The organism is Cytobacillus kochii, assembly GCF_020171845.1.
GTDB lineage: Bacteria > Bacillota > Bacilli > Bacillales > Cytobacillaceae > Cytobacillus > Cytobacillus kochii.
In genome coordinates this window covers 268210-292427 of sequence record NZ_JAIVAM010000008.1, presented here as the reverse complement: position 1 = coordinate 292427, position 24218 = coordinate 268210, and the positions used below count along the sequence as shown (strand labels likewise).

Genomic DNA, 24218 nt, shown 5'->3' with positions numbered 1-24218 from the left:
TTACTAATATAATAATTAATAATATTAAAACTTATGAAATCATATTAATAATATATTTTATAAATATGGTAAATATCGTTGTTTTTATACTTGGTTAAAAATTGTTAATAAGGTTTTTAACAACATTGTCTGTCTCATTTTTTGATTGAAGATACTTTTCGTATCTATCAGGTGATAACATTTTCATTTTATGTATTTCAAGAGGCTCGAAGGAATAGCTTTGATAATCATTGGTTTTATATGTGTTTGCTTTGGCATCCTCTAAACCTTTTACATAGAAGTCTTGGTTATGTATACAAGTGATCATATTGTATCTCCTCAACTCATCTAAAACTCGCTCTAGGGTACTTAATGGAATTGCAGCCTTATCTGCTAACTCATCTATGGGAACTGTATAACCTTCTTTATAAAGGTTGTTTTTATGTGATAAGAACCCATAGAGATAAAACCCTCTCACCCCCAAGTTTTTGTTATCCATGCATCTCATAAACACTTCAAATGGAATGAGATGAAAATCATATGGATCAAAGAATAATCCATCGTATCCATCATCTTCTTGTCTACTTTCCTCACTTCTATAAAAACTCTTAATCGGCATTTTCACTCTATAATTTTTGCCTTTGGATTTGCGATATGAGTCTTTATAATAATTGTCTAAGTCATTAATCAATGTGAACTCTAATTCTGTTTCATACTCCCAAGCAATAGGATAATTAGTAGTGGTATCTGTATAATTTAAGCTATCTAAGATACCGTTCTTTTTGATGATAAAATCCACTTCTTGGCTAGTTTTACTGTAGCCTAATATGGATTTTATATCTGATACAGCTATATTTATTTCCCCATATTTAGCATAACGATATAGCCAAGTGATTAAGTAATAGTAACTATACGCAAAAGCAACATGACTGGAAATCGCTTTACGGTTCTTACCCCTCATCTTTCTCATCCCATTAATGGTTGAAACCTTTGGGGCATCTCTAGATTTATCATCATTATTTTTCTCATCTGCGACTTTTTGAAAGTATTGTTGTATATCATTAAAAATTTCATTTGGCATAAAGACATTTTCTTCTCTTGTATCGTATTTTAAAAACTCTTGTATTTCTCTTTTTAAAATTATCGTTCCACCCTCTCTGAATTATCCAAAATCAGCCTATAATTGAGTTATAAGCTGATTTTATTTGAATATTCAGTCTTATAAATTTAGAAAGTTATTAATGTGCTATAACCATTAGTTACATCACATAATTTTAGTTGCTTAACTCAGACAATAAGTCTGAATTAGTATCAATCAACCACTGTGACTGAGCTACGGACTACTTATTTATGTATCTATTAAATTACTGTTGGTAATCACTCCTTTTAATGGCTTCCCAGATATCCTCATCATCAAATAATCCATGTTGGATGCCTTCTTTAATTTTAAATAGCACTGATTTAATGGCCTCTTGGAGGTCTTCATGAGATTTATCTTTATACATCTCATTCACAAGTTGGAGGGTAATTGTATCAATGATAAATGATGGTGCGTAATGCTTCAGATTTTTAATTGATAAGATCACCATCCCCTTATTTAAATCAACTGTTTCTTCTATTAAATTGCGTATGTTACTTGGTAATACTTCAGATTTTTGTGCTTTAAATGTTGCAAGGTCAATTGCTAAACTCATTTCAACATCTCCTTATTAATTTATACTTAATTAAAAACTGGTACTTTAAATACTTCATTAGATGCTTGGTATACTTCACTATCTGTGATGTCATATGTGTTAATTTCTTCCCTAATTATTAGGGAAAACTCAGCCCATTTTGGGTCGTTACTAAGATGTTTTAAATATTGGAGGTAACGATCATATAAGCCATGATCGCTTAAAACAAACTCTGTTAACACCATTGCTCTTTGCAAATTTAGCAAGGAGTCTGTATAGCTATCCTTTGGTTTAATTTTAGTGGTGATCATTTTATTACCTCCAAATTTTTATGTGTTATGTAAAACTTAAAAATTAGAAAACTACTATTATGTAATATGTGATTAATTTTAATTATGCTCTCCGTTCAGCCAAGCTTCAAAAACTCTACGAGAAATTTTAATGCGCTGACCAACTCTCACAACATGAAATTGCCCACTGTTAGCAAGTTCATAAGCTTGTCTTTTTCCAATATTTAATTCCATCTGAAGATCAGCTACATCCATTATTTCTTTTTTCATTCCTTCACCTCCCTCAACTAACTATAGGGTATCATAGAGTATCATGAAAAAGCAATATTTTTTTTAAATACGTGTATAACATTTATTTCCACCAACTTCAAAACCTTTGTATACATATCTATATAAACAGTTAATCCGCCTAATATCATGATACTATTTTATGATACTTTGATTTTTTCATAATACTAATGATATAATACCTTGAGGAAGGAGATGTTAGTTTTGAAAGTCAACAGCTTTGCAGATTTCTTAAAAATCTCCCGAAAAAAATCAGGGATAAGTTCAAAAAATTTAGCAAGAAAGGTAAACAAAGGAGACGCATATGTAAGTCAAATTGAAAACGGAAGAAATAAAAATCCAGACTATGTAACAGCATATAAACTTTTAAAAGCAATTGGCATCGATGAAGCAAATATTGAAGATATATTGCTACAATATAAAATTTTCTCGCCTAACAAACTAACAGAAGAAGAGTTAGCTGAGGAATCTTATATTACTGAAAAATTGATGAATGATCCTTCTTATCAGCATGAACAAACCGAAAGACAAATAGAATGGTTAGAATCAGTTGAAAAGTCTATTGACAAGCAAGCAGAAGAAATAAAAAATGAGTTAATGCTATTTGCAAATATTAACATTGATAAATTTCAACTAGTTACAAGTAATTTAAATAAACTTATATTATCAATGAGTACCGAACACGAGAATTATTTGTTCTTTACTAATTTATTTTCAAAAGACCTAACGGAACTTAATGAAGAAAGCAAGAAGAAAATAATAAGAATAATTGGAGAAGAAATTAAAAAGTCTCGTAAAGAAAATGGATGGTGGGGTGAGATTCCTGATCGGTGAGTCTAAAATTAAATAAAAGGAGAAAACTCTATGCCTATTTATGAATATCAGAAAAAAGGAGAAACTTACTACTATTATGCATTTGAAGTAAAAGATTCTAATGGAAAGAGAAAAACAATCAAGAAAAGAGGTTTTAAAGGGAAAAAAGTAGCAAGAGATGCTGAAAGTCAGGCGAGACTAGAATGGCAAAATGGGAGATATGTTGAACCGAATCAATTATTATTTGGTGAATTTATCACTACATGGTTAAAAAACAAACAAAATATCTCAGAAGGAACTAGGCACACCAATGATGGCCATTTGAGAAATCATATCATACCAGAAATAGGTCACATACCTTTACAGAAGGTTAAAGCAGAACACATCGAAGGTTTAATTAGTGCGCTTTATAAAAAAGGATTAGCAGAAGGAACTGTACGAAAGATATATAATCTAGTGCAAACATGTTTCAAGTCTGCTGAAAAGAAGGAGTATATTGGTAAAAACCCATTTAACATCCTTGATGACGGAGCAAAACCAAAGGTGAGCAAGAAAAAAATGGATTATTGGACTAAAGAAGAAGTTAAATTCTTCTTAAATAGAGTCGATAATCGTTTTAGGATTATGTATGTTTTAGCAATATATACAGGTATGCGTAGAGGCGAAATTATAGGATTAACGTGGAAGAATATTGATTTCGATTCGAAAACAATTCGTGTTAGTCAAACATTAAAGCATATAGAAGGATTTAAAGGTGAAGTTAAAACAGCTTCGGGCTACAGAACTGTTTCTATTTCTGATTCACTAATAATAGAACTCAAGAAACATAGAGCTATGATTTTAAAAGAAAAACTAGCTTGCTCAGACTATGAAGATTTCGACTTGGTTGTATGTCATAAAGATGGGCGACCAATCAATACTGGAAACTTCACGAGAAATTGGCAAAGAATTCTTGAAAAGACAGATGCTAGACCAATTCGTTTTCACGACCTTAGACACACTTGCGCTTCATTGCTGTTTAGTGCTGGGGTTCACCCTAAAGTTGTACAAGAACAATTAGGACATGCATCTATAAAAATTACTCTTGACACATATAGCCATATGCAGCCAAATATGCAAGCAGAAGCAGCAAAAGCATTGGATCAATTGTTAAAATGAATCCACTAGTATCCTACCATTTCTCATATTTATTCATAGTTTCCTACCAAAAACCCTACCAAAACATATAAAAAACCTTCATAAATATTGATATATCAACGTTTATGAAGGATAAATTTAATTAATATTTCACCCTGCCCCGAAGGATATTCTATTAAATTGTTGATACTATAAAGAACAAACAGTATCTATTACTTTTAAATAAATAAAGATTCTCCTGCTCTTATTAAAGTATCTAAATATAGGATAAATGTAAATAAGTAATTAATCAATAGAAAGAATGTTAAATAGGAGATTATACATAAAGAAAACTAAAATAAACCATCTCCCTAACATACGAGACAGAAAAAGGATATTAGTTAAATATCTAATATTATATTTTCAAAACCCTACCTTAATTTTTTTCTTTACTCCTTATAGATGTCTATTCAACTATGATTAATATAATATACAGTTAAATACATTATTCCATTAAATTACACATAATAGAAAGTACCCTTTTGTAAATAACTATTCATCAAGACATACAGATAACAAACAATCACAAAATCCAACTATAAAAGGAGGTCCATCTAAATAGAAAATTAATTATTATTTTCATCTTTCCTTTAATTCTTAGTGTCTTGGGTGATTTATTCTTATAAGCAACCAGTTGTAACAAAAGGAAAGAGCTTTGAATGGAACTTAGATAGCGGAATATAGACCTTATCATTTTCCTAACCCTAAAAGGGATGTGGAAAGGAGAGGCCATTTGGTTAGGAGGGATTAAACCTGAAAGGAAGCGGTCACTTTATTCGATAAGCTAAGTGATTTTCCTCAGGGAGATGTTATTGAATTTGTCAGTATCGAAGGCGCCCCGTTGGATGCGAATTACTCTTTACAAATTAAATGGACATACGAAAATAAGGAATTTGATGAGGAAATAAAACTAGAACGAAAGAAACGCTTTTTCATCTTACCGTTTTAACAATATTAACATTATGCATAAAGCTAATAGCGCTATTAATATTGCTGACAGTATTTTTATCTGAAAATAGCTCCAATTCTTTCTATTGTAAATTCATCACACTCCATAAAGTTTGCTTCATTCACAATATTTCAGTGTTCTACTATCTGCAAGAAGGTTTACAAACCGTTCATCATTGATTTGCACACTATTGGCTTCAATAAAAAAAGAGTCCTTATTATTTACTTGAAAATAAAAATTAGTTTTAGCATGTAATTTCTCGATTTCTTTCAAATCTGATTCTAAGCTTTCAATTTTTATATGACCAAAACCATTCTTGTGATAACTAATTTCGGTTAATAAATTCGCATCAGTAAAATTACGGTCATTTAAGCGTATTGTTCCTACATTAGCCTCTTGATAAACAAAGAACGACATCACTTCCTTTATGAAGATGTAAGTTCTCTTAATCTGTTGTTTATGACAACTAAGTAATTTTAATGTTATGGTTTCATTTATATAATCAATCTGTAAATCATCTAAATCCCAGTATTCTGCTTTTTCGGCAAACAAAGTATTTATTCTATTTAGATCGCTAGACATCTTATCACCCCTTTTACTTTTTTCTTTTACCTGTGGAAAGCACACAATCTACCGGCGATATTTCAGTCAAACATCTTCTTTATGACCTTTTATTCTCCTTTGTTTTCAAGTATCTCAATATACCTTTCAAAATTGTCATTGAATCTTTGTTGTTCATAATGACCATCATTCCCTAAACTATTATCTAGTAGACTCTCAATCGCACCAGCAATAGTACACGATCCCAGTATAAAGCAAATTCCAATAATCCATGCAGCATTAAGTAAATCTTTCCTGTTTATATTCATCATTTTTCTCCTATCCTTTAATTGTTGGACATCGAATTACATATAACCGTTTTTTCAGTAATTTCTTAATGACGGTAACACTATTTGCTAATCCGTCTTACAGAAGATCACTCATCTTCGTAGAAAGTATCATACATTTCAGGGAATAGATCTTTTAATCTCCTTATCGTATGCGCATTTGCAACAATATCCAGTACATCAGAACTAATATAAAATAAACAATCGCGATGCACAAAACAAATATAGAGTGACGTGTGACCATCAATCATTTTAAGGGTATAGCGAAAAAACGCAGATGATTTCACGTTCTTTACTGTTGAAAAGACAAAATAACTGCTCATTTCTTCTTGCCAAACTACTTCATTAGACCAATTATTTATTTTAAAAAACCGCCGTAAGTTTAACTTTTCTCTCCTTACCCTTGTGCTATCAATATCTTGATAACCAGAAATAAACGTCATATCTAACTTTTCCTCTATAGGAAATAGATGATGAAATAAGCTTTTCGCTAAACCTGGATGTTGCCTGAATGTCTCTAAACCGAACCGAATTCGATTGTCTTTCACTACTTGAAAATAAGGCGTTGCGGCGTTCGTCATATCAACACCGAAAGTATTTGCAGGGATCATTCTACCACTCGCTTCTTCACAAAATATAATGATTACCATAATTATACACTCATTTCTTACTAACCGCTTATATATTTCTTTCACACTTCTTTCCATAACCTGCGTTCACTTAGAAAATAAAAAAGCACGTGCTCATTCCACCTTTAAGCAGAATCGACACGTGCTTCATTCAATCATTTCCCTTATTTAATTAACTCTAACTCAACAGGAATAAATTCTTCCACCGTTTCACCATCGAGTACTTTTTTGGCTGTTTCTACAGCTTGCTCGCCCATTCTGTCTGGTTTTTGAGCGACTGTTGCTGCCATATCGCCACCTTCAACTGCAGCGATGGCATCATCTGTTGCGTCGAACCCGACAACAATGACATCTTTTAGACCAGCAGCCGTTAGTGCTTGATAAGCACCAAGTGCCATTTCATCATTATGAGCAAATACAGCTTGGACATCTTTATTGCTTTGGATGATGTTTTCCATTACTGTTAAGCCTTCTGCACGATCAAAATTCGCAGATTGTTTTGTTGCTACTTCCACATTGTCAGATGCTTCAATTGCTTCGTTAAAACCTGCACCTCTTTCACGTGCTGCCGATGAACCAGGGATTCCTTCAAGTTCTACCACTTTTCCTTCATCACCAAGTTTTTCGATGATGAATTCTCCTGCCATTTTACCGCCTTCTGCATTATCAGAAGCTACGTGAGCGACAACTTCGCCACCTTCTGCACTTCTATCAACAGTAATAACCGGGATATCTGCATTATTAGCTGATGTAATGGCAGAAGCAACCGCTGCTGAATCAGCTGGATTAATAATTAATAAGTCAACACCTTGTTGAATTAAATCCTCAATATCACTTACTTGTGTTGCTGGGTCGTCTTGTGCATCTACTGTTTTAATCGCATAACCAAGCTCTTTTGCCTTCGCCTCTGCACTATCACGTAGTGTAACAAAGAAAGGATTATTTAATGTAGAAATCGATAAACCAATTGTTTTTTCTCCTGATGCTTTTTCATCATTATCAGTTGCTTCATTATCATCAGCCCCATTATTTAATGAACATGCACCTAATAAAGCGACTACTAAAACCAAAGTAAGAAGCTTCCATATTTTTTTCATTTGAGTATTCCTCCTTCATAGGTTTGCAAATCATATATGTTAAGCAGCTTTCTTTCTATCAATTAGTACAGCTAATAGAATGACGCCGCCCTTCACCACTTGTTGGTAGAAAGATGATACATTTAATAAGTTCAAACCATTATTAAGTACACCAATAATCAAAGCACCAATTAATGTACCAAAGATCCATCCGCGTCCGCCTGAAAGACTTGTCCCACCAAGTACAACTGCCGCAATGGCATCTAATTCGTAGCTTGTACCAGCAGTTGGCTGTGCAGAGTCAAGACGAGAAGTTAACGTAATTCCTGCAACAGCAGCAAATAATCCTGAAATTGCATAAACACCCATTTTCAAGCGATCCACTTTTAAACCAGAGAGCTTAGCGGCTTCTTCATTCCCACCAATCGCATAAACACCGCGACCAAAAGTTGTTTTCTTGAGCAAGAAGTATAAAAATAAATAAGCTAACAGCATCGTAACAACAGGAAATGGTACGCCGAGAAAATAACCTTTACCAATCATTTGAAAGCTAAAAGCATCAGATAGACCAGTTATTGGTCGACCTTCTGTATAAACAAGTGTCAACCCTCTGAAAATTGTCATTGTCGCTAATGTTGCAATAAAAGGAGCGACTTTACCTTTTGCAATAATTACGCCGTTGACAAGTCCCATTAAAGCACCTGCTAATAAACCGAGAAGAACCGCAATTACCGGATCCATACCACTAGCTAACATACCTGCAGTAAGTGCGGAAGATAACGCTAAAATCGAACCGACAGATAAGTCGATTCCCCCTGTCAAGATAACAAATGTCATTCCAAACGCAATTAAAGCATTGATTGAAACTTGTCTTAATACGTTCAGTATATTGTCAGCTGTTGTAAAGCTTGGACTCATAACCGATAAAATAATAATGATGAGCAGTAAGCCTAAAACCGGTCCTAGCTTTTGTATGGAGCCGATGCCTTTACTAATTTTGTTCATGCTTTGTTCCCTCCTGTTGCTGCTTCCATAATTTTTTCTTGAGTCGCATCTGTTTTTTCCAGAATGGCGGCTACTTTCCCTTCATGAATCACCATAATACGATCAGACATGCCTAGTATCTCTGGTAACTCAGATGAGACCATAATAATGGAATGGCCCTTCATTGTTTCTTCATTCATGATCGTATATATCTCTTTTTTTGCTCCTACATCCACACCACGTGTAGGTTCGTCCAAAATTAACAGTGTTGGATCGATTCCGAGCCATTTTCCAAAGACCACTTTTTGTTGGTTCCCACCACTTAAATTCTTAACTTCTTGTTCAGGACCAGCTGTTTTAATTTTTAACTTGTCTATCATTTCTTTGGAGAAAGCTTTTTCCTTTTTAGTAGACATAATGGCACTTTGCGAAAGCGCTTTTAAATTAGGAACGGCTAAATTCTCCCTTACACTTAATCCAAGTATAAGACCTTCATCTTTACGGTCTTCTGTAATAAAACCGATACCGGCAGCAATGGCTTGCTTTGGTGCACGAATGTGTAGTTCTTGACCATTCAAAAATATTTTCCCAGACGATTTCTTTCTTGACCCAAAAATCGCTTCCATAATCTCCGTTCTACCAGCTCCCATTAATCCGGCGACGCCAAGTATCTCACCTTTTCTAACATCAAATGATATATTAGAAAAATGATCTTTCATACTTAAGTTCTCGACTTTGAAAAAAACATCACCAATTGTGGCCGTCCGAGTTGGGTAACGCTCACCAATTTCTCTACCAACCATCATTTTCACGATTTCATCGAATGAGGTGTCTGTGGTATATTTCGTTCCTATTGATTGACCATCTCGTAAAACCGTAATACGGTCACACATTTTAAAAATCTCTTCCATGCGATGAGAGATATAAATGATTGCCACATTCTCTTTTCGCAATTGATCGATAACGGTAAATAATGTATCAATCTCTCTATCTGTTAAAGCAGCTGTTGGTTCATCCATGATAAGAACTTCAGAATTGGCAGCGATTGATCTTGCAATTTCAATCATTTGTTGTTGTCCAACGGAAAGTTCTCCAGCAGGCTGTTTTACATCCATTTCAATGCCTAAGCGCTTTAAATACTTTTCTGCTTTTACATTCATCTCTCTCGTCTTTAATAAACCGAAAGTACTTAATTCTTTACCTAGGAACATATTTTCAGCCACTGTTAAATAAGGAATAATATTTAACTCTTGATGAATGACAGCAATGCCATTTTTTTCTGCATCTTTCGGTGAAGAAAATACGGCCTTATTTCCTTTATAATAAATCTCACCTTGATTGCTTTCATGGATGCCTGTAAGGATTTTAATTAAGGTCGATTTCCCTGCCCCATTCTCACCCATAAGCGCATGGATCTCGCCAGCTCTCAAGTCAAAATCAACGCCTTTGAGTACTTCCACCGAATAGAAGGATTTATGAATATTCTTCATTTCTATTATTGATGATTGCTTCATTAAAATATCACTCCTGACGTTAAAATGATGTTAGCGTAAGGGGAAGCTTCTCCAGTTCGTATAATCGCCTTTGCTTTTTCCGTTTTTTTCTTAAATGTTTCATGCGAGACATAGCTACAATCAGAGAACTTGTCTTTAATTGCTAAAAATAACGGTTCATTATCTGTTTTAATTTCAGTTGCTAATGTGACACTCTCTATCATTAGTTCTTTTTCAAGCTCATTTAAGACGTCTAAAAAGGAAGGTGTCCCTAGCTTTAGAGCTAGGTCAATTTTTTTCACACCATCTGGGATAGGTAGTCCACAATCAGCAATAACAATTGTATCTGTATGTCCCATATCACTGATGACTTTTGCTATATCACTATTCAGCATTCCTTGTTTCTTCATGATGATTCACTTCCATTTTTTCAATTTCGGCTTTTGTCGGCATCCCTACTTGTGCACCCATTTTCGTTACAGATAAACCCGCAGCCTTTATCGCGAACGTAATTGCCTGTTCTATTGTTAAGTCATCATCAAGGGCAACCGCTAAAGCGCCATTAAAAGTATCTCCTGCTCCAGTCGTATCAACCGCCTTTACCTTAACAGCAGGAATGGTCATAAGTTCCCCGTTTTTAAAGAAAGCGGCGCCTTCATTTCCTTTTGTAATGACAAGCTTTTTTTTCAGTAGTTCCGTTGCCTCAGTATCATTTGCATATGCTTCGAATAACTGTTTCGCTTCATATTCATTCGGTGTGAGGTAGGTTACTAACTCAAACCAATGAGAAGGAATATGATGGAAGGGAGCTGGATTTAAAATGACACCCACATTGCCCTCTGCCGCAATCTCTAGTACTTTTTCTACGGCAGACAATGGAATTTCTAATTGCAGAAGCACCCATTCACTCGCTAAAATATCATCGCGATATGCTTCTATAACGTCACTTGTCATTAAATGATTGGCACCAGGTACAACAATAATTTTATTATCATGGTTATACACTGTTATGCTTGCTGTTCCAGTACGTACAGATTTTTCTATTTGGATACTTTCCGTATTGATATGCATGTCATTAAAATAATTCATATACTCTTGACCAAAAGGGTCATCGCCGACTTTACCAATCATTTTCACATTCGCTCCAAGCTTAGCTGCAGCCACTGCTTGGTTTGCTCCTTTACCACCTGGCACAGTAAAAAATGATTCTCCCATCACGGTTTCTCCCATTGACGGGTCTATACTTGTTACCGTGACTAGATCCATATTGATGCTTCCGATTACTGTAATCATCTAATCACTCTCCTTCTTCTGTTTTAATGCGTTGTTGTTTCTCTTATTTTTAGTTCGGTCGGGAATACAATATGATCCTGACCTTCTTCCTTTCCGTTGATACGGTTCAAAAGCATGGTTGCTGCTTTTTTCCCCATCTCATATATTGGTTGAGCGATGGTTGTAATTTCTGGTGAAACAGTTTCCGTCCACTCAATTCCATCAAAACCAATGATTTGAAGTTCTTTCGGTACATTAATCCCGAGCTTTGTGCATGCCTTTAGGGCACCAACTGCCATCACATCATTACCAGTGAATATAGCATCAATGTCCTTCTGTTCGTGCAGGAGACGAAATGTAGCTTCTTGGGCTGTTTTCATTTGATAATGACCTTCACTTATATACACAGGTCTTTCTAGTGCCATCATGACATCTTGGTAAGCTTTTTTCCTCAGTTGGGAATTGATAATATTTTCTGGTCCACTAATATGGGCGATTTTCTCGCAGCCATTTTCAACTAAATGCATAACTGCCCTTCTCGCTTCCTGATAATTATCTATCGTCACTGAGGGAATACTTTCATGGAACACACGGTCAAGTGCAACTACCGGGATCTGTAAATTGGCGAGATGGCTTTCATTCATATGATTGGATACAATGATTACGCCATCAATATAGTTTTCCGCCATTTTATTTAAATACATCAGTTCCTTTTCTAAATTGTCATCACTATTACATAGAAAAGTAGTATACCCTTGTGCTACTGTCACATCTTCCACAGCGCGGACAAGTTGTGGGAAGAATGGGTTTGTAATATCAGGGACAATGTACCCAATCATTTTTGACTGCTTTTTAAATAGGCTACGCGCTACATTATTAGGTCGGTAGTTAAGTGCTTTGATCGCTTCTTCCACTTTTGTTTGCGTTTCCTTTTGGACATATCCTTTTTTATTTATCACTCTCGATACAGTCGCAACAGAAACATTTGCATACTTTGCTACTTCTTTAATTGTGGCTATATGAATCATCACCTTACATTTGATAATACTGTTATTATTAAACTTATATTAAAAGGTAGTATGTAACCTGTTACATATTAGACACTCACTATCTGAAGCGTTATTCTCTCATGACTAGGAAAGGCATGTAACGGGTTACATATTTCAGAAAAAAACAAAATCTATTAATTGCTATTTTATTTGATATGTAACGCGTTACACACTCATCTGTAACCGTTTACACAAATTTAGTTTACCATCTATTAAAATTTTGTCAACTTTATTTTATCCCTCCTTTTTATAGAGAGGATTTCTGTTCTATCACCACTTGTTTATACGGTCCTTGAATGGTAACTTTCATGAGTTGCGCAGCCATATATTTAGCGGTATACGGATAATCATTTTTCAACCACCATATAATCACACCTAAAAACGCAGAAGCGTAGAAGCGTATGGCCATTTCTCTTGGTATGGTCAATAAGTCATCATCTGGTTGCATAACGGTCATGCCATCTGCAATAAATTCGCTCAACACAGCTGTTAGTTTATCACGAAAATGAGGCATTGTACTTTCAGACAGCAACACTCTATATATGTAATCATATGTGCCAATTTGCGCAAATAATTGAATAAAGCTTTCATTTGGTGATTCAGTATCATACGCCCCTTTACTTGCTACAAAAGAAGTCTTCATTGCTTCTTTTAACTCATCAATCATGTCATCTGTACTTTGCTCAAGCAAATCGTATTTATCTGTAAAATGGAGATAAAAAGTAGCGCGGTTCAGCATCGCTTTTTTTGTAATTGCCTGCACCGTTACTTTTTCAAAACCTTGTTCTTCTATTAAAGAAATAAGGGCGTCAGTTAACATTCGCTTTGTTCTTACTACACGAGGATCGACTTTTTCTTTTTTCGACATTTTTCTGCTCCTTGTATTAATTATTCTTATTTTTAAACAAATTTGTATGAACTGTTGAGTATACAACGATCTCAACTTTTTTGTTCATTGCTTCATTTTTTCATCAGTTGTTATAATCAGATTATCAACGGATTGTTGATAAAGCAACTAGTTGTATTAAAAATCGTACGATATTGTCTAAGTTTTTACCAAATGGGGGTATATCATGAAAAGGTTAGAAGGAAAAGTAGCCATTATTACCGGAGCAGCTAACGGGATGGGTGCTGCAGAAGCAAAGTTATTCGCGAAAGAAGGCGCTAAAGTAGTAGCGACTGATTTACAAATGGAAACTTTAAATAAAGTGGTTGCAGAGATAAAAGAAGCAGGTGGTGAGGCGATTGCCCTTGCCCATAATGTGACGTCTGAAGAGCAATGGCAAGCAGTTATAAATGAAACCATTGAACAATTTGGTAAACTAGATATCCTGATTAACAATGCTGGTGTCGCTTCTCCCAAAACTCTAGAGGATATGTCAATGGATGAATGGAATAAAATTTTGGATATCGACTTAAATGGTTGTGTGATCGGCATGAAATATGTCATTCCCGAATTAAAGAAAAATGGCAGCGGTGCCATTGTCAATATTTCTTCCATCGGCGGTATAGTTGGCATGGCAGGAACAAGTCCATATACAGCCGCTAAGGGGGCATTACGAGTCTTATCCAAATCTGCAGCAATAGAATATGGAAAAAAAAATATTCGAGTCAATTCTGTACATCCTGGGATTATTTCGACACCAATGACAGCTCCTTCAATGGAATCTGCCTTACCGTTCTATCAAACTTATACGCAGTTGCCTTATTTCGGCAACCCTGAAGATGTTGCTTACGGTGTCCTTTTCTTAGCATCAGATGAGGCAAGATTTGTTACAGGTACAGAGTTAGTGATTGACGGCGGTTGGACTGCCATATAATAAAGCCTAATCTAAAAACGAGCCGTGACTTATTTCATCGGCTCGTTTCATTTAATATACTTTTGTTTTATTTTGTTTTGAACTAAGACCAGCATCTACAAATAATAACAACGCTGTAATGATATGCATAATCATTCCGACTACCGGAATCCAACCAATAATAGAAGTAATGATACCTGTGATACTACCGTACTTGTTTTCTCCAGCTCTTACGGATAGTACAAGTGTGATTACATGAAGGAAAAACATAACAATGAGTGGCACCCATCCATTTGCGAGGATAAAAATTCCTCCTAGAAAAGGAATGCCAAGAAATGCTTCACATGCACCTGTTATCCATTTTAGTATTGTTGATGTACTCAATTTGCCACATCCTTATTGCTTAATCTAATATTATTATACATTTATACCCACACATTCGTTTTAGAAAACATCCTCTATGGTAAACGTAAAATTTCCTTTTCCAAGAAGTCTTCATTTAGCGCACCTAATACTTTATTTCGAATAATCCCATCCGAATCAATGAAGTAACTAGTTGGGTAGGCAATCACCTCATAGTTATCTAAAACAACGCCTTCAGGGTCCATAGGTATGATGAAGGAGAGTTCATTCGCTTTCACGAAATCAGCGGCATTTGTTTCGTTTCTTTCCGTTTTGGTCATATTTACAGCTATGACTTCAAATCCGTCATCTTTATATTCTTTATAAACTTTTTCCATATAAGGCATTTCTTCTTCACAAGGTCCGCACCAGCTTGCCCAAAAATTAAGTAATATTTTCTTTCCTTCATAGTCACTTAGTTGAAATGACTCACCATCCAGTGTTTCCAACTGGATTTCAGGTGCCTTCTGACCAATTTCCAGGCCAACAGCTACATTTTCAGGGTTTTCTATTTCCTCATATTGGTCAATTTGTACTTGTGACAATAAACCTTTGTCCTTTAGAATGGTCCGATCTACGATTAATAAAATAATAAGTAATGAAGCCGCAATGATTAAAAACTTTCTCATAGAACACCTCAACTTAGAACACTTTTCAAAACTGTCTTAATCATACTATAGTTGAGACAGCTTTAGCGAATCTTTTACTTCAATGTTGAATGTTTTTTACATACATGATTAATAAACTATAAAAAATTAATTGTTCATCAGCGTGCAAAGGTTGATTCATCATTAAAAAGGGTGTGTTGTTTACCTTGAACGATTCCATCCATTCTCTCGGAATCCATCCTTTTTGTAATTTCCCAAGCTCCCTTCCATTCTCAGATTGAACCAATAGATTCATAAAAGTCCGTTCATACCTTAGCGTATAAGCTCGGCTATCTTTTTGACAAATAAAGCGTTTATTATTGTCATTGTGGAGAAGAATCGTATTACTGTTATAATCAATCTGGATATTGTGTTTCCGCACTGTAATTATTGCAAGCACCCTTTGATCAACAACTAAAGCATAGCGATTTCTATAAATCCAGCGGTCGACAAATGTAGGCAAAAACCAGCGCCACTTATGAAAAGCTAAATCACGAATTTCAGCAGCCGTTCTACCATCTCTATTAAATAATAATAATCTTAAATTCGGTGCTGGTAAAAAACCTATAAGAAATTCCCTTTGTGAAAATATATTTTTTTGCTTGCTATTTGTTGATGCATATGAACTTATCTTTGCTTGATTATTTGCTAACACATAGCTTTGATAAGACATCCCACTATATAAAACAAAGGGTAAACACCACCAAAGAAGCCCGCTAATCTCCTGAAAGAAACTATGATATATGACTAATATCCATAATGGTATACACGCAACTAAACTACCATTAAGAGAGGCTTGTGCTGATTGCTGATAATATTGCTGAATATTCATGAACTTCCTACCCCGATTCTCTCAATAAATGTATTACTACCAATCTATTATAGAACGAAGGAAATCATGAGTAATATTCATTTTTACCGCTAAAAACCAAAAGAAAAAAGACATTTCTCCTCTTCTATGAGAGAAGAGAATGATCTTTTTTCACCAAACTTTCAATTAAAATATAAATCTTGTTAAACTATCTTCTGCATCTTTATAGCCTTGCTCATAAAAGGCAGATAATTTTTTTAAATCTCTTTCCATTCTTCCCACATCTACCTTCTCAGGTCTAATAATCATCACTTGTCCTTTTTTTTCTTGCTCCTCTAAATATTCAACGGTTTCATTATACATTTTGTAACGATTCATCATTGCTCTTTGGAGCCCTGGATATTGTGGATATTTTCTTCGCAATAAAAAACTCATTCTTGATGGTTTTTTTCGGTAACCTTTGGGTCGTGTTAAAACAACAACAGCTTTATCATATCCATCTGCTTGTGCTTTTCTTATTGGTATGGAATCAGCAATACCACCATCAAGTAACATTCGATTATTAAAAGAAATTTCAGGTGCAATAAAAGGTAATGAACTTGACGCTTTTAAAAGAAGCAACAAGTTTTCCCCATAGTCTTTCTTCCCATAATAAACAGCTTCTCCACTCAGACAATCGGTTGTACCAATAATAAACTCACTTTTCCCGTGAGAGAACGCTTCATAATCATAGGGAACCAGCTTATTTGGAATTTCATCAAAAATAAAGTCCATACCAAATAACTGTTTAGATTTTCGATAATTTCGCAAGGAGAAGTATCTAGGATCAGATACATACTCCACACTTACCTTCTTGTTACGGCCCTTTTGTTTCGATAAATATGAGGCAGCATTCGCGGCTCCTGCAGAAACACCAATTACATATGGAAAAGTAATACCTTTATCTAAAAATAACTCCATTACACCAGCAGAGTATGCCGCTCTCATTCCTCCACCTTCTAATACAAGGGCTGTTTGATGTACATTCATTCTCACAACGAATCCTTTCTTATTAAAGTCCTTGTTCTATTATAACAAGCTTGAGTTGTCTATTCTACGAAAGAGAGGTACGCGATGAATGATAAAAATGTTGAAAAAACGAAAATAGCATAGTGTGCTCTATCCTAGTGAATGCATATAAAAAAGTTTGCTAAGAAGCTACCCCACTACTTTTATTAAACAAAATCAGCTGTTCACGAATAATAATATTATTAAAAAATAATAAAGTTGTTTAATAAACAATAAAGTTATTTAAAAATGAAGAGCATACATCGTGATCTTGTAAGTTCTTCTTGAACTAACGGGCAAGGTTAGTGGAAGAAGGATAAATTTTAGATATTTCCACAAACTAAAGTGAATAACACTTTAAGGGTGAAATAGAATGCTTAAAAAAGAATTGCAAGAATGCTTTCAAGAAAATATTAGCAATATAAAGAATACATTTCATCATACATCTGACCTTATCGTTAGAAAAATAAAAATAGGCTTCAAAAGTTCTTTCGAAATCAACGTTGTCTATTTGGATGGAATTATTGATACAGACAGCATACAAGAATATGTGGTCAAACCATTATTAGAGTCCTTCAAGACTGTAAAGCTTAATGAATCACTTATTGATCAAATTATCGAAAGAATGATTGAAGCAGCTGATGTAAAAACCACAAATCAGTACAAAGAGTTAATAGAAGCTATCGTACAAGGAAATACCATTATATTGATTAATGGGTATAGAAAAGGAATTATCATACCATCAGCCAATTGGAAGGAAAGAAGCCTCGAAGAATCACTAGGAGAACGGTCACCAAAGGGACCAGTTATTGGGCTAACAGAACAAATGAAAACAAATATTAATTTGTTAAGAAGTACAATAAAAACTCCCGATTTCTGTGTAGAAGCAATGGAATTTGGGACAATCTCCAAAACAGCAGTTTCAGTATTATTTATAGAAGGCATTGTTGATAAAGGAATTTTAATTAAAGTACGAAAGAGGCTAAAAAGTCTAAAAATAAAGTATGTACTAAATTCAAAAGTTGTGGAAGATGTATTGGAAGGAAAGCCTAAAACATTTTTCAATTTAGCAAGACCTTCAGGAAGAATTGATGGAGTTGTATCCTCATTATATGAAGGAAGAGTAGCAATAATAGTAGATGGGATCCCATATGCTATCATTGCACCCACACTTTTTATGGATTTATTTCAGTCACCAGATGAATATCACGTAAAAATGGGACGGTTTACAAATCGAATAGTAAGAATGATTTGCTTTATCTTATCTGTATACTTACCTGGTATTTATATTGCGATAGCAAATTTTCATAAAGATGATTTACCAAACAAAATTACAAAGGCACTTATATCTAAAGATGAGTTATTACCAACCTTTTGGGAAATTGCAATTCTTTTATTTTTCATTCGCATATTATTAGACGCTTCATTTCGTATCCCGAAAAGTGCAGTGATTTTGCTTTCCTTACTCGGAACAATAGTAGTAGGTGAAACAGCTGTTACGGCAAAACTAATTCATCCAGCTAGTCTCATACTAGTAGGTATAACAACTATTTCTAGTTTACTCCTCGCTAACAGAGGAATGCAAGCTGTAGAAAATACTTTAAGACCCATTTTTTTGATTATTGCTAATTTTTTTGGATTTAACGGAATAATCATCGCGGCAACCATTCAATTAATTTATATGGTAAGTCTTAAATCTTTAGGTGTTCCCTATCTTTCCCCACTGATTCCATTTAGGATACAAGAATTGAAAGATACAATTTATAGGGGAGATTTAAAGACTCTAATTAATAGTAAACATACTTATCCTGAGGATGATAATTAATTTTTTTTATTATGCTCACGATTTTTTTCCTTTTTGCACCATTTTCGAATATGAATACAGATGCAAAACATATGTTGGTTGGTCCCTTCTTAAACTAACGGATGCAAGAGTTAAAGATGAGGATTGCTGGAGCGTTCTTTTTTTCTTGTTTAACAAACGGGGCAGGTTAATTGAATACGAATGAATCAGAAGATCGTCATTAAAGTCGATCTTTTTTCTTGTCACTGTTTCAGATAAAAGAATAACTAACCGTTGGAATCAATTTATAGTAATAAATTTTATTGATTGGAAAATAATAGTACAAAGAATGAGGGAGAAAAGGTATTACAGAGGAAACTTCGCTCGAGTCGATACCCGCTTATAGAGTCATGAGGTTTGGGAAGTCTTGCTTCAGCTTTCGTGCCGGACATGGCACTGCTAAAACCAGTTTGTCCAAATTATATATTTTCTTATCTTATGAATTCAGGCTGATCAAGATAAGTCTTCTTTTCTAATTCTGTTTAAAGGGTGTGTAAGATTATGGAATTTTTCACTTCACAGGAATCTTTAACTATTGTCCAATGGATGCTCCGGGCAATTGTTGGATTTGTGTTTTTCATCATACTTGTCAAATTAATGGGTCAGCGTTCCCTTTCCCAAGTAGGACTTCTCGATTTTGTTATCGTGCTGATTATTGGAAATATTATTGCCCATCCGCTGTCCGATGAAGGATTAGGTCTGGAAGGGTCGATGATTACAATGAGTGTTATTTTAATCTTGTATATAATCGGAATCTACCTAAGTTTGCATTTTAGACATTTTAGAAAGTGGTTTATCACCGATCCGATTCCATTAATAGAAAATGGAATGATTAATAACCGTAATATGAAACGTGCCCGAATTTCACTTGATGAACTGCAGACCGAACTGCGAATGAAGAATATTGAAGAAATCCAAAAAGTCGCACTTGCCTTATGGGAGCATGGTGGCAAGGTTTCCATCTTTCTGAAGACGGAACATTTGCCTTTAACAGCAGTCACATTTAGCAAACCAGTCAAACCTTTTTATTTTCCAAATACCGTTATAAAAGAGGGAACGATTGATTGTAAACAGTTGCATCAATTAGGCAGGGATGAAGAATGGATTCTTAAAAAACTTCAAGATACCTATCCAAACATAACCATCAAAGATATTCTGCTTGGTACCGTAGATGACAAGGAAGATCTAAGTATATTCCTATATAATTCCTGAGCTTCCTCATGATCTTATTTTCCTATGAGCAGGTGCAACCGCCAGGATGTTTTCCAATTTAAATAGCTGGAATTCTTTGTTTGCATAGCAAGAAGCAAGAATTGCGAACAATCCTTTTTTTCTTTGAAGAAGTTAACTAAAAGAAAATGTTGAGGCTAAGCTATTTTATTAGATGTTTTTATATTTATATAAGCGATCTTTCGACATGAATAAATATATAGGAGATGGCTTTTCTCTTTTTGATACACTTTATGAAGACAAAAAATAAATTGGTAGCACGAAAGCTTTTTTGAATAATTTATACTATCGGTTGTGGATGGCAAATGTTTCAAACCCTAATTTCCCACAACTTTATTAAGCATTGTAATGCCGACTAATCCCTTTTTTTCATTAACATTATCATGCAATTATATACATTTAGCTATTAATGGAAGTGATTCCTTAACTTTTTTATAGATCATTGAAGCTTTTCTTGTTTCACTATCAAATATCTTGTTTCTGCCTTAGTAATTCTACATTATGTAGGTGGATTTTTAGAAGTACATCATTCTTATTTATTACTGTTCCGTACGATAAAGTTATTTATTCCTTTGTACCTTGTTATACGAACACGCATAATGGAATGATATTTCAAAATTAAACGTGTTTATTATCTCTATACATCAGCTATCCTATCTTTGACACCCAAACCTACTTAAATCAAAGAATCACCGAATAAGCATTCCTCTATGAATGAAGCAATCATTTACTTTGTTCCTTATTAGTATATATATTATTCTATAAGCCAATAATTCGGCGTACAATGGAAAGGCCAAAAGAAAACACGAACATTGATTTGTTCGCGTCTTCTTTTTGGCCTTTTATATTTACTCGTTTATTAGAGGATACGGATGATAAACGGGATGCGATACTCTTCCCCTTCAAACGCCTTAACGGCTGCAATAATGGTAAATACGATAAATGCAATGCCAAATATCGCTGCTAATAAATAACCAATGAGCACTAACATCAAGATCGTACTAATGATTCCATAAACAAAGTAAGTAATGAGGAAGTTAAAATACTGTCTACCATGATAGTCTACAAGCTTTGAGCTATCTTTTTTTATAAGCCAAATAACAAGTGGTCCTATAAATACAGTAAAGAAACTAATAATATAAATGCCCGCAGCAAGTATTCTGTCTGTTTGTGAATCTTTCATTGTTGTTTTCCCCTTTCTCTTATTCCTTCTTGTACTATATACCTATTTTACGAAGATTATTATAAAAAGTTTCAAAGTTTTTATTTTCAAATTTCGGTTCTTCTATTGGACAACTTGAATACATTTATAAAAGCGAGAGAAAACAAGTTGATACGTGAGTTCCCCTTATTTTACTACTAGGAAAAAAATAAACAAATAGGTGATTTATATGATGTCAAAAATTGAAGCATTTATTCTTGGAATCATTCAAGGGATAACAGAATTTCTTCCTATTTCAAGCACTGGGCATTTGTATCTTGGAAGACATTTATTTGGTCTTGATGAAGCAGGATTATTTTTAGATACCATGCTCCATATTGGTACACTATTAGCTGTCCTTGTTGTTTATAAAAATGAGTTACTAGAAATCATAAAAAATCCATTCGGAAAGTTATCTATGCTGCTTGTCATTGGTACGATTCCTGCTGTCTTTGTTGGTTTATTATTTAATGATCTATTTGAGACGATCTCAAAAACCGGTGTCACCATTGGCTGGGAATTTATTATTACCGGAATCATTCTTTGGTTCTCAGATAGTATTAAAAATGGTGCGAAAAAGATGAAAGATATTAGCTATAGTGATGCATTATTTATTGGTAGTTTTCAAGCAATAGCGATATTCCCTGCTATTTCAAGATCAGGTTTAACAATCGCTGCAGGGCTCATCCGTAAACTTGATCGAGAAACAGCTGCATACTTTTCATTTTTACTATCTATACCGACCATAGCAGGAGGCATTGTGCTGCAATTTGGTGAAATGTATGCTGGTCATATTGAAGCCATTAGCTTTGGCAGTATGTTAATTGCCACACTTGCATCAGCCATTTTCGGTTATATTGCCGTTGTTTGGATGATTAATTTTCTAAAAAGAAAATCACTAAAGATATTTGCCGTTTATGTTTGGATTTTAGGATTAACAATCCTATTTATGCAAATGGCAGGCATTTTTTAAATTTATTCTCATGAGTAGGTTCTTGATTTCTACTCACTTTTTTGTCACTTTAACAGTGTATTTGCTAAGGATGAATTTTATTAAGCAGAAAAAGGAATGGATGCTGATGTCGACGATACTTTTTAAAAATGCCATTGTCTATCCCATTACTTCAAAGCCTTTCCACGGAGATGTATTAATAAAAAATCGTATAGTGAAAAAGATCGGAAAAGATATTCAAGATTTGCATGCACAAGTCGTTGATTGTTCTCATGGTTTTCTGTTACCTGGTTTTATTGATGTGCATACACATATTGGATTATATGACGAGGGGACTGGTTGGGCTGGTAATGATGCGAACGAGACAACACAGCCATTAACACCTCATATTCGGGCAATCGATGGCATCCACCCTTTTGACCCTGCCTTTCGTGATGCACTTAAAGCTGGGATAACTACTGTTCACGTAATGCCAGGCAGTGCGAATATTATTGGTGGCACCACATCCATCTTGAAAACGTACGGCAATAGTGTTGAAGAAATGCTTGTTAAAGAAACTGCTGGATTAAAAATTGCTCTTGGAGAAAACCCTAAAAAAGTTCATAGTCATAGCAATGATCATTCAATTACTAGAATGGGCATTATGGGGATGTTAAGAGAAGCGTTTTATAATGTTCATGCTAATCCAAATGAAGTAAACCTGCGCACATCCCCTATTATTAAAGCACTTACACAAGAAATACCTGTACGAATCCATGCCCATAGAGCAGACGATATTTTAACTGCACTACGATTTGCTAAAGAGTTTCATTTAGATATACGAATTGAACATTGTACAGAGGGTCATTTAATTACTCCTTATTTAGGTAAGAATCTCCAAGTGAGCGTTGGACCAACCTTAACAAGACGATCAAAAGTAGAGTTAAAAAACAAGACGTGGGACACTTATAAAATCCTCGATCAAGCAGGTGTCTCCGTTTCAATTACCACCGATCACCCTTATACACCTATTCAATACTTAAACATTTGCGCAAGTATTGCTGTTCGAGAAGGATTATCCGAACAAAAAGCATTGGAGGGAATAACGATCGCTGCCGCTAAAAACTTAAAAATTGATCATATCGTAGGAAGCATTGAAGAAGGGAAAGAAGCTGATCTTGTACTCTGGAGCCACCATCCTTTTCATTTTCTAGCAAAACCAAAATGGACAATGGTCTCAGGCAATTGGGCATATACAAATGCGGTGGATAAATAACATGATAAGGAGACAGATTTATCTTTAAATTAGAATTTCCGTCTCCTAACTCTGTCTAAATAATGATAAGGTTTCTTCACCATTTATCTCCAATCATTAAACTTTTTTTATGACCCTACCTCACTTCACCTCAATGAATCGTACTTTTTTCACCTTCTCACCTATTGATTGCTTTTTGCCATTTTACCTTTAGAATCAGGTATGCAAAAAATGGAGAAATTTGGCGAAAAAAAATCTTAAAAATAAGGTAAAAAATCTATTCCCTTTTTGCTATTTTTTTAGTATTATACTTTCATAAAATAATATTTTTAGTCGATAATATCTTTTGTTTTTGGATATTGGGAAGGCAAATGGTGCGCCACCAGTTTACTGGTTCTAGTGGGTTCGATTCCCACCCCGAAATTTTTTAGTTACATTACAAAAAATTTCGAGGGTGGGCCTTTTCTGTCTTTTTGGCATGGAGTAGGTTTACT

General features: G+C 34.5%; 27 protein-coding genes. 7 read left to right on the top strand and 20 right to left on the bottom strand.

Annotated features, from left to right (window positions below; genetic code table 11):
• Positions 1–94: 94 nt before the first annotated feature.
• The 4 genes from LCM23_RS14545 to LCM23_RS14530 form a co-directional block, all read right to left on the bottom strand.
• The gene (locus LCM23_RS14545) at positions 95–1060 is read right to left on the bottom strand and encodes a hypothetical protein (protein ID WP_224937604.1); all 966 of its coding nucleotides are present in this window, start codon (positions 1058–1060) and stop codon (positions 95–97) included.
• Between the two features lie 283 nt (positions 1061–1343).
• Positions 1344–1673, bottom strand: a complete 330-nt coding sequence (locus LCM23_RS14540; protein ID WP_224937603.1) for a hypothetical protein — start codon at positions 1671–1673, stop codon at positions 1344–1346.
• 26 nt (positions 1674–1699) lie between these two features.
• Positions 1700–1963, bottom strand: a complete 264-nt coding sequence (locus LCM23_RS14535) for a hypothetical protein (RefSeq protein WP_224937602.1) — start codon at positions 1961–1963, stop codon at positions 1700–1702.
• Positions 1964–2041: 78 nt separating this feature from the next.
• Positions 2042–2212, bottom strand: a complete 171-nt coding sequence (locus LCM23_RS14530; RefSeq protein WP_224937601.1) for a helix-turn-helix domain-containing protein — start codon at positions 2210–2212, stop codon at positions 2042–2044.
• A 222-nt stretch (positions 2213–2434) separates the two neighbouring features.
• On the opposite strand from LCM23_RS14530, the gene LCM23_RS14525 reads away from it, so the two are divergent.
• Together LCM23_RS14525 and LCM23_RS14520 are read left to right on the top strand one after the other, a co-directional pair.
• Complete coding sequence (locus LCM23_RS14525; protein ID WP_224937600.1) at positions 2435–3064, top strand: helix-turn-helix domain-containing protein; 630 nt, start codon at positions 2435–2437, stop codon at positions 3062–3064.
• 30 nt (positions 3065–3094) lie between these two features.
• The gene (locus LCM23_RS14520) at positions 3095–4201 is read left to right on the top strand and encodes a site-specific integrase (RefSeq protein ID WP_224937599.1); all 1107 of its coding nucleotides are present in this window, start codon (positions 3095–3097) and stop codon (positions 4199–4201) included.
• Between the two features lie 1084 nt (positions 4202–5285).
• Here LCM23_RS14520 and LCM23_RS14515 read toward each other — a convergent pair.
• The 10 genes from LCM23_RS14515 to LCM23_RS14470 all read right to left on the bottom strand — a co-directional run bounded on the left by LCM23_RS14515 (position 5286) and on the right by LCM23_RS14470 (position 13426).
• Positions 5286–5750, bottom strand: a complete 465-nt coding sequence (locus tag LCM23_RS14515) for a YxiG family protein (RefSeq protein WP_224937598.1) — start codon at positions 5748–5750, stop codon at positions 5286–5288.
• 89 nt (positions 5751–5839) lie between these two features.
• Positions 5840–6037 (bottom strand): hypothetical protein, encoded by a 198-nt coding sequence (locus LCM23_RS14510; protein ID WP_095372936.1) that lies wholly within the window; start codon positions 6035–6037, stop codon positions 5840–5842.
• A gap of 107 nt (positions 6038–6144) precedes the next feature.
• Positions 6145–6705 (bottom strand): hypothetical protein, encoded by a 561-nt coding sequence (locus tag LCM23_RS14505; protein WP_224937597.1) that lies wholly within the window; start codon positions 6703–6705, stop codon positions 6145–6147.
• A 143-nt stretch (positions 6706–6848) separates the two neighbouring features.
• A complete protein-coding gene (gene rbsB, locus LCM23_RS14500; protein WP_224937596.1) occupies positions 6849–7781 on the bottom strand; it encodes a ribose ABC transporter substrate-binding protein RbsB in 933 nt (310 codons plus the stop codon).
• A 39-nt stretch (positions 7782–7820) separates the two neighbouring features.
• Positions 7821–8765 (bottom strand): ABC transporter permease subunit, encoded by a 945-nt coding sequence (locus LCM23_RS14495; protein WP_095372933.1) that lies wholly within the window; start codon positions 8763–8765, stop codon positions 7821–7823.
• A complete protein-coding gene (locus tag LCM23_RS14490; protein WP_224937595.1) occupies positions 8762–10258 on the bottom strand; it encodes a sugar ABC transporter ATP-binding protein in 1497 nt (498 codons plus the stop codon). Before LCM23_RS14490 ends, LCM23_RS14495 begins: the two co-directional genes overlap by 4 nt.
• Positions 10258–10647, bottom strand: a complete 390-nt coding sequence (gene rbsD / locus LCM23_RS14485) for a D-ribose pyranase (protein ID WP_224937594.1) — start codon at positions 10645–10647, stop codon at positions 10258–10260. The genes LCM23_RS14490 and rbsD overlap by 1 nt, the downstream gene beginning before the upstream one ends.
• Positions 10622–11530 carry a ribokinase gene (gene rbsK, locus LCM23_RS14480; protein WP_224937593.1) on the bottom strand — a complete coding sequence of 303 codons (909 nt, stop codon included), beginning with the start codon at positions 11528–11530 and terminating at the stop codon, positions 10622–10624. Before rbsK ends, rbsD begins: the two co-directional genes overlap by 26 nt.
• Before the next feature lie 23 nt (positions 11531–11553).
• Positions 11554–12537, bottom strand: coding sequence for a LacI family DNA-binding transcriptional regulator (locus LCM23_RS14475; protein WP_263624248.1), 984 nt, complete (start codon positions 12535–12537; stop codon positions 11554–11556).
• Between the two features lie 268 nt (positions 12538–12805).
• Positions 12806–13426 carry a TetR/AcrR family transcriptional regulator gene (locus LCM23_RS14470; RefSeq protein WP_224937592.1) on the bottom strand — a complete coding sequence of 207 codons (621 nt, stop codon included), beginning with the start codon at positions 13424–13426 and terminating at the stop codon, positions 12806–12808.
• Positions 13427–13631: 205 nt separating this feature from the next.
• Here LCM23_RS14470 and LCM23_RS14465 point away from each other — a divergent pair, with 205 nt between their 5' ends.
• The gene (locus LCM23_RS14465; RefSeq protein ID WP_224937591.1) at positions 13632–14378 is read left to right on the top strand and encodes an SDR family NAD(P)-dependent oxidoreductase; all 747 of its coding nucleotides are present in this window, start codon (positions 13632–13634) and stop codon (positions 14376–14378) included.
• Positions 14379–14429: 51 nt separating this feature from the next.
• Here the strand turns inward: LCM23_RS14465 and LCM23_RS14460 are convergent, their stop codons facing one another.
• The 4 genes from LCM23_RS14460 to LCM23_RS14445 form a co-directional block, all read right to left on the bottom strand.
• Positions 14430–14741 carry a hypothetical protein gene (locus LCM23_RS14460; RefSeq protein WP_095372929.1) on the bottom strand — a complete coding sequence of 104 codons (312 nt, stop codon included), beginning with the start codon at positions 14739–14741 and terminating at the stop codon, positions 14430–14432.
• Positions 14742–14815: 74 nt separating this feature from the next.
• A complete protein-coding gene (locus LCM23_RS14455; RefSeq protein WP_224937590.1) occupies positions 14816–15388 on the bottom strand; it encodes a TlpA disulfide reductase family protein in 573 nt (190 codons plus the stop codon).
• A 79-nt stretch (positions 15389–15467) separates the two neighbouring features.
• Entirely contained in the window at positions 15468–16238 is a 771-nt protein-coding gene (locus LCM23_RS14450; RefSeq protein WP_224937589.1) for a hypothetical protein, read from the bottom strand.
• Between the two features lie 165 nt (positions 16239–16403).
• Positions 16404–17246 (bottom strand): patatin-like phospholipase family protein, encoded by an 843-nt coding sequence (locus LCM23_RS14445; RefSeq protein ID WP_224937588.1) that lies wholly within the window; start codon positions 17244–17246, stop codon positions 16404–16406.
• Between the two features lie 391 nt (positions 17247–17637).
• Between LCM23_RS14445 and LCM23_RS14440 the strand changes: the two genes are divergently transcribed.
• Positions 17638–19089 (top strand): spore germination protein, encoded by a 1452-nt coding sequence (locus tag LCM23_RS14440; RefSeq protein ID WP_224937587.1) that lies wholly within the window; start codon positions 17638–17640, stop codon positions 19087–19089.
• A 519-nt stretch (positions 19090–19608) separates the two neighbouring features.
• A complete protein-coding gene (locus LCM23_RS14435) occupies positions 19609–20319 on the top strand; it encodes a DUF421 domain-containing protein (RefSeq protein ID WP_224937586.1) in 711 nt (236 codons plus the stop codon).
• 483 nt (positions 20320–20802) lie between these two features.
• Here LCM23_RS14435 and LCM23_RS26190 read toward each other — a convergent pair whose 3' ends face one another.
• Positions 20803–20901, bottom strand: coding sequence for a YkoP family protein (locus LCM23_RS26190; protein WP_404826613.1), 99 nt, complete (start codon positions 20899–20901; stop codon positions 20803–20805).
• A 295-nt stretch (positions 20902–21196) separates the two neighbouring features.
• Positions 21197–21520 carry a DUF4870 domain-containing protein gene (locus LCM23_RS14430; RefSeq protein ID WP_191811190.1) on the bottom strand — a complete coding sequence of 108 codons (324 nt, stop codon included), beginning with the start codon at positions 21518–21520 and terminating at the stop codon, positions 21197–21199.
• A gap of 211 nt (positions 21521–21731) precedes the next feature.
• Here LCM23_RS14430 and LCM23_RS14425 point away from each other — a divergent pair, with 211 nt between their 5' ends.
• Both LCM23_RS14425 and LCM23_RS14420 read left to right on the top strand, forming a co-directional pair.
• Positions 21732–22511 carry an undecaprenyl-diphosphate phosphatase gene (locus LCM23_RS14425; RefSeq protein ID WP_224937585.1) on the top strand — a complete coding sequence of 260 codons (780 nt, stop codon included), beginning with the start codon at positions 21732–21734 and terminating at the stop codon, positions 22509–22511.
• 106 nt (positions 22512–22617) lie between these two features.
• The gene (locus LCM23_RS14420; RefSeq protein WP_224937584.1) at positions 22618–23745 is read left to right on the top strand and encodes an amidohydrolase; all 1128 of its coding nucleotides are present in this window, start codon (positions 22618–22620) and stop codon (positions 23743–23745) included.
• Positions 23746–24218 lie beyond the last annotated feature (473 nt).

What these genes read in the sequence shown, in the direction of transcription:
- LCM23_RS14535 (WP_224937602.1), bottom strand. Translation starts at nt 1,963, where the DNA reads ATGATCACCACTAAAATTAAACCAAAGGATAGCTATACAGACTCCTTG.
- LCM23_RS14445 (WP_224937588.1), bottom strand. Translation starts at nt 17,246, where the DNA reads ATGAATGTACATCAAACAGCCCTTGTATTAGAAGGTGGAGGAATGAGA.
- LCM23_RS14545 (WP_224937604.1), bottom strand. Translation starts at nt 1,060, where the DNA reads ATGCCAAATGAAATTTTTAATGATATACAACAATACTTTCAAAAAGTC.
- LCM23_RS14450 (WP_224937589.1), bottom strand. Translation starts at nt 16,238, where the DNA reads ATGAATATTCAGCAATATTATCAGCAATCAGCACAAGCCTCTCTTAAT.
- LCM23_RS14505 (WP_224937597.1), bottom strand. Translation starts at nt 6,705, where the DNA reads ATGGTAATCATTATATTTTGTGAAGAAGCGAGTGGTAGAATGATCCCT.
- LCM23_RS14510 (WP_095372936.1), bottom strand. Translation starts at nt 6,037, where the DNA reads ATGAATATAAACAGGAAAGATTTACTTAATGCTGCATGGATTATTGGA.
- rbsK (WP_224937593.1), bottom strand. Translation starts at nt 11,530, where the DNA reads ATGATTACAGTAATCGGAAGCATCAATATGGATCTAGTCACGGTAACA.
- LCM23_RS14540 (WP_224937603.1), bottom strand. Translation starts at nt 1,673, where the DNA reads ATGAGTTTAGCAATTGACCTTGCAACATTTAAAGCACAAAAATCTGAA.
- LCM23_RS14530 (WP_224937601.1), bottom strand. Translation starts at nt 2,212, where the DNA reads ATGAAAAAAGAAATAATGGATGTAGCTGATCTTCAGATGGAATTAAAT.
- LCM23_RS14520 (WP_224937599.1), top strand. Translation starts at nt 3,095, where the DNA reads ATGCCTATTTATGAATATCAGAAAAAAGGAGAAACTTACTACTATTAT.
- LCM23_RS14440 (WP_224937587.1), top strand. Translation starts at nt 17,638, where the DNA reads ATGCTTAAAAAAGAATTGCAAGAATGCTTTCAAGAAAATATTAGCAAT.
- LCM23_RS14470 (WP_224937592.1), bottom strand. Translation starts at nt 13,426, where the DNA reads ATGTCGAAAAAAGAAAAAGTCGATCCTCGTGTAGTAAGAACAAAGCGA.
- LCM23_RS14430 (WP_191811190.1), bottom strand. Translation starts at nt 21,520, where the DNA reads ATGAAAGATTCACAAACAGACAGAATACTTGCTGCGGGCATTTATATT.
- LCM23_RS14490 (WP_224937595.1), bottom strand. Translation starts at nt 10,258, where the DNA reads ATGAAGCAATCATCAATAATAGAAATGAAGAATATTCATAAATCCTTC.
- LCM23_RS14495 (WP_095372933.1), bottom strand. Translation starts at nt 8,765, where the DNA reads ATGAACAAAATTAGTAAAGGCATCGGCTCCATACAAAAGCTAGGACCG.
- rbsB (WP_224937596.1), bottom strand. Translation starts at nt 7,781, where the DNA reads ATGAAAAAAATATGGAAGCTTCTTACTTTGGTTTTAGTAGTCGCTTTA.
- LCM23_RS14435 (WP_224937586.1), top strand. Translation starts at nt 19,609, where the DNA reads ATGGAATTTTTCACTTCACAGGAATCTTTAACTATTGTCCAATGGATG.
- LCM23_RS14515 (WP_224937598.1), bottom strand. Translation starts at nt 5,750, where the DNA reads ATGTCTAGCGATCTAAATAGAATAAATACTTTGTTTGCCGAAAAAGCA.
- LCM23_RS14465 (WP_224937591.1), top strand. Translation starts at nt 13,632, where the DNA reads ATGAAAAGGTTAGAAGGAAAAGTAGCCATTATTACCGGAGCAGCTAAC.
- LCM23_RS14420 (WP_224937584.1), top strand. Translation starts at nt 22,618, where the DNA reads ATGTCGACGATACTTTTTAAAAATGCCATTGTCTATCCCATTACTTCA.
- rbsD (WP_224937594.1), bottom strand. Translation starts at nt 10,647, where the DNA reads ATGAAGAAACAAGGAATGCTGAATAGTGATATAGCAAAAGTCATCAGT.
- LCM23_RS14425 (WP_224937585.1), top strand. Translation starts at nt 21,732, where the DNA reads ATGTCAAAAATTGAAGCATTTATTCTTGGAATCATTCAAGGGATAACA.
- LCM23_RS14455 (WP_224937590.1), bottom strand. Translation starts at nt 15,388, where the DNA reads ATGAGAAAGTTTTTAATCATTGCGGCTTCATTACTTATTATTTTATTA.
- LCM23_RS14475 (WP_263624248.1), bottom strand. Translation starts at nt 12,537, where the DNA reads ATGATTCATATAGCCACAATTAAAGAAGTAGCAAAGTATGCAAATGTT.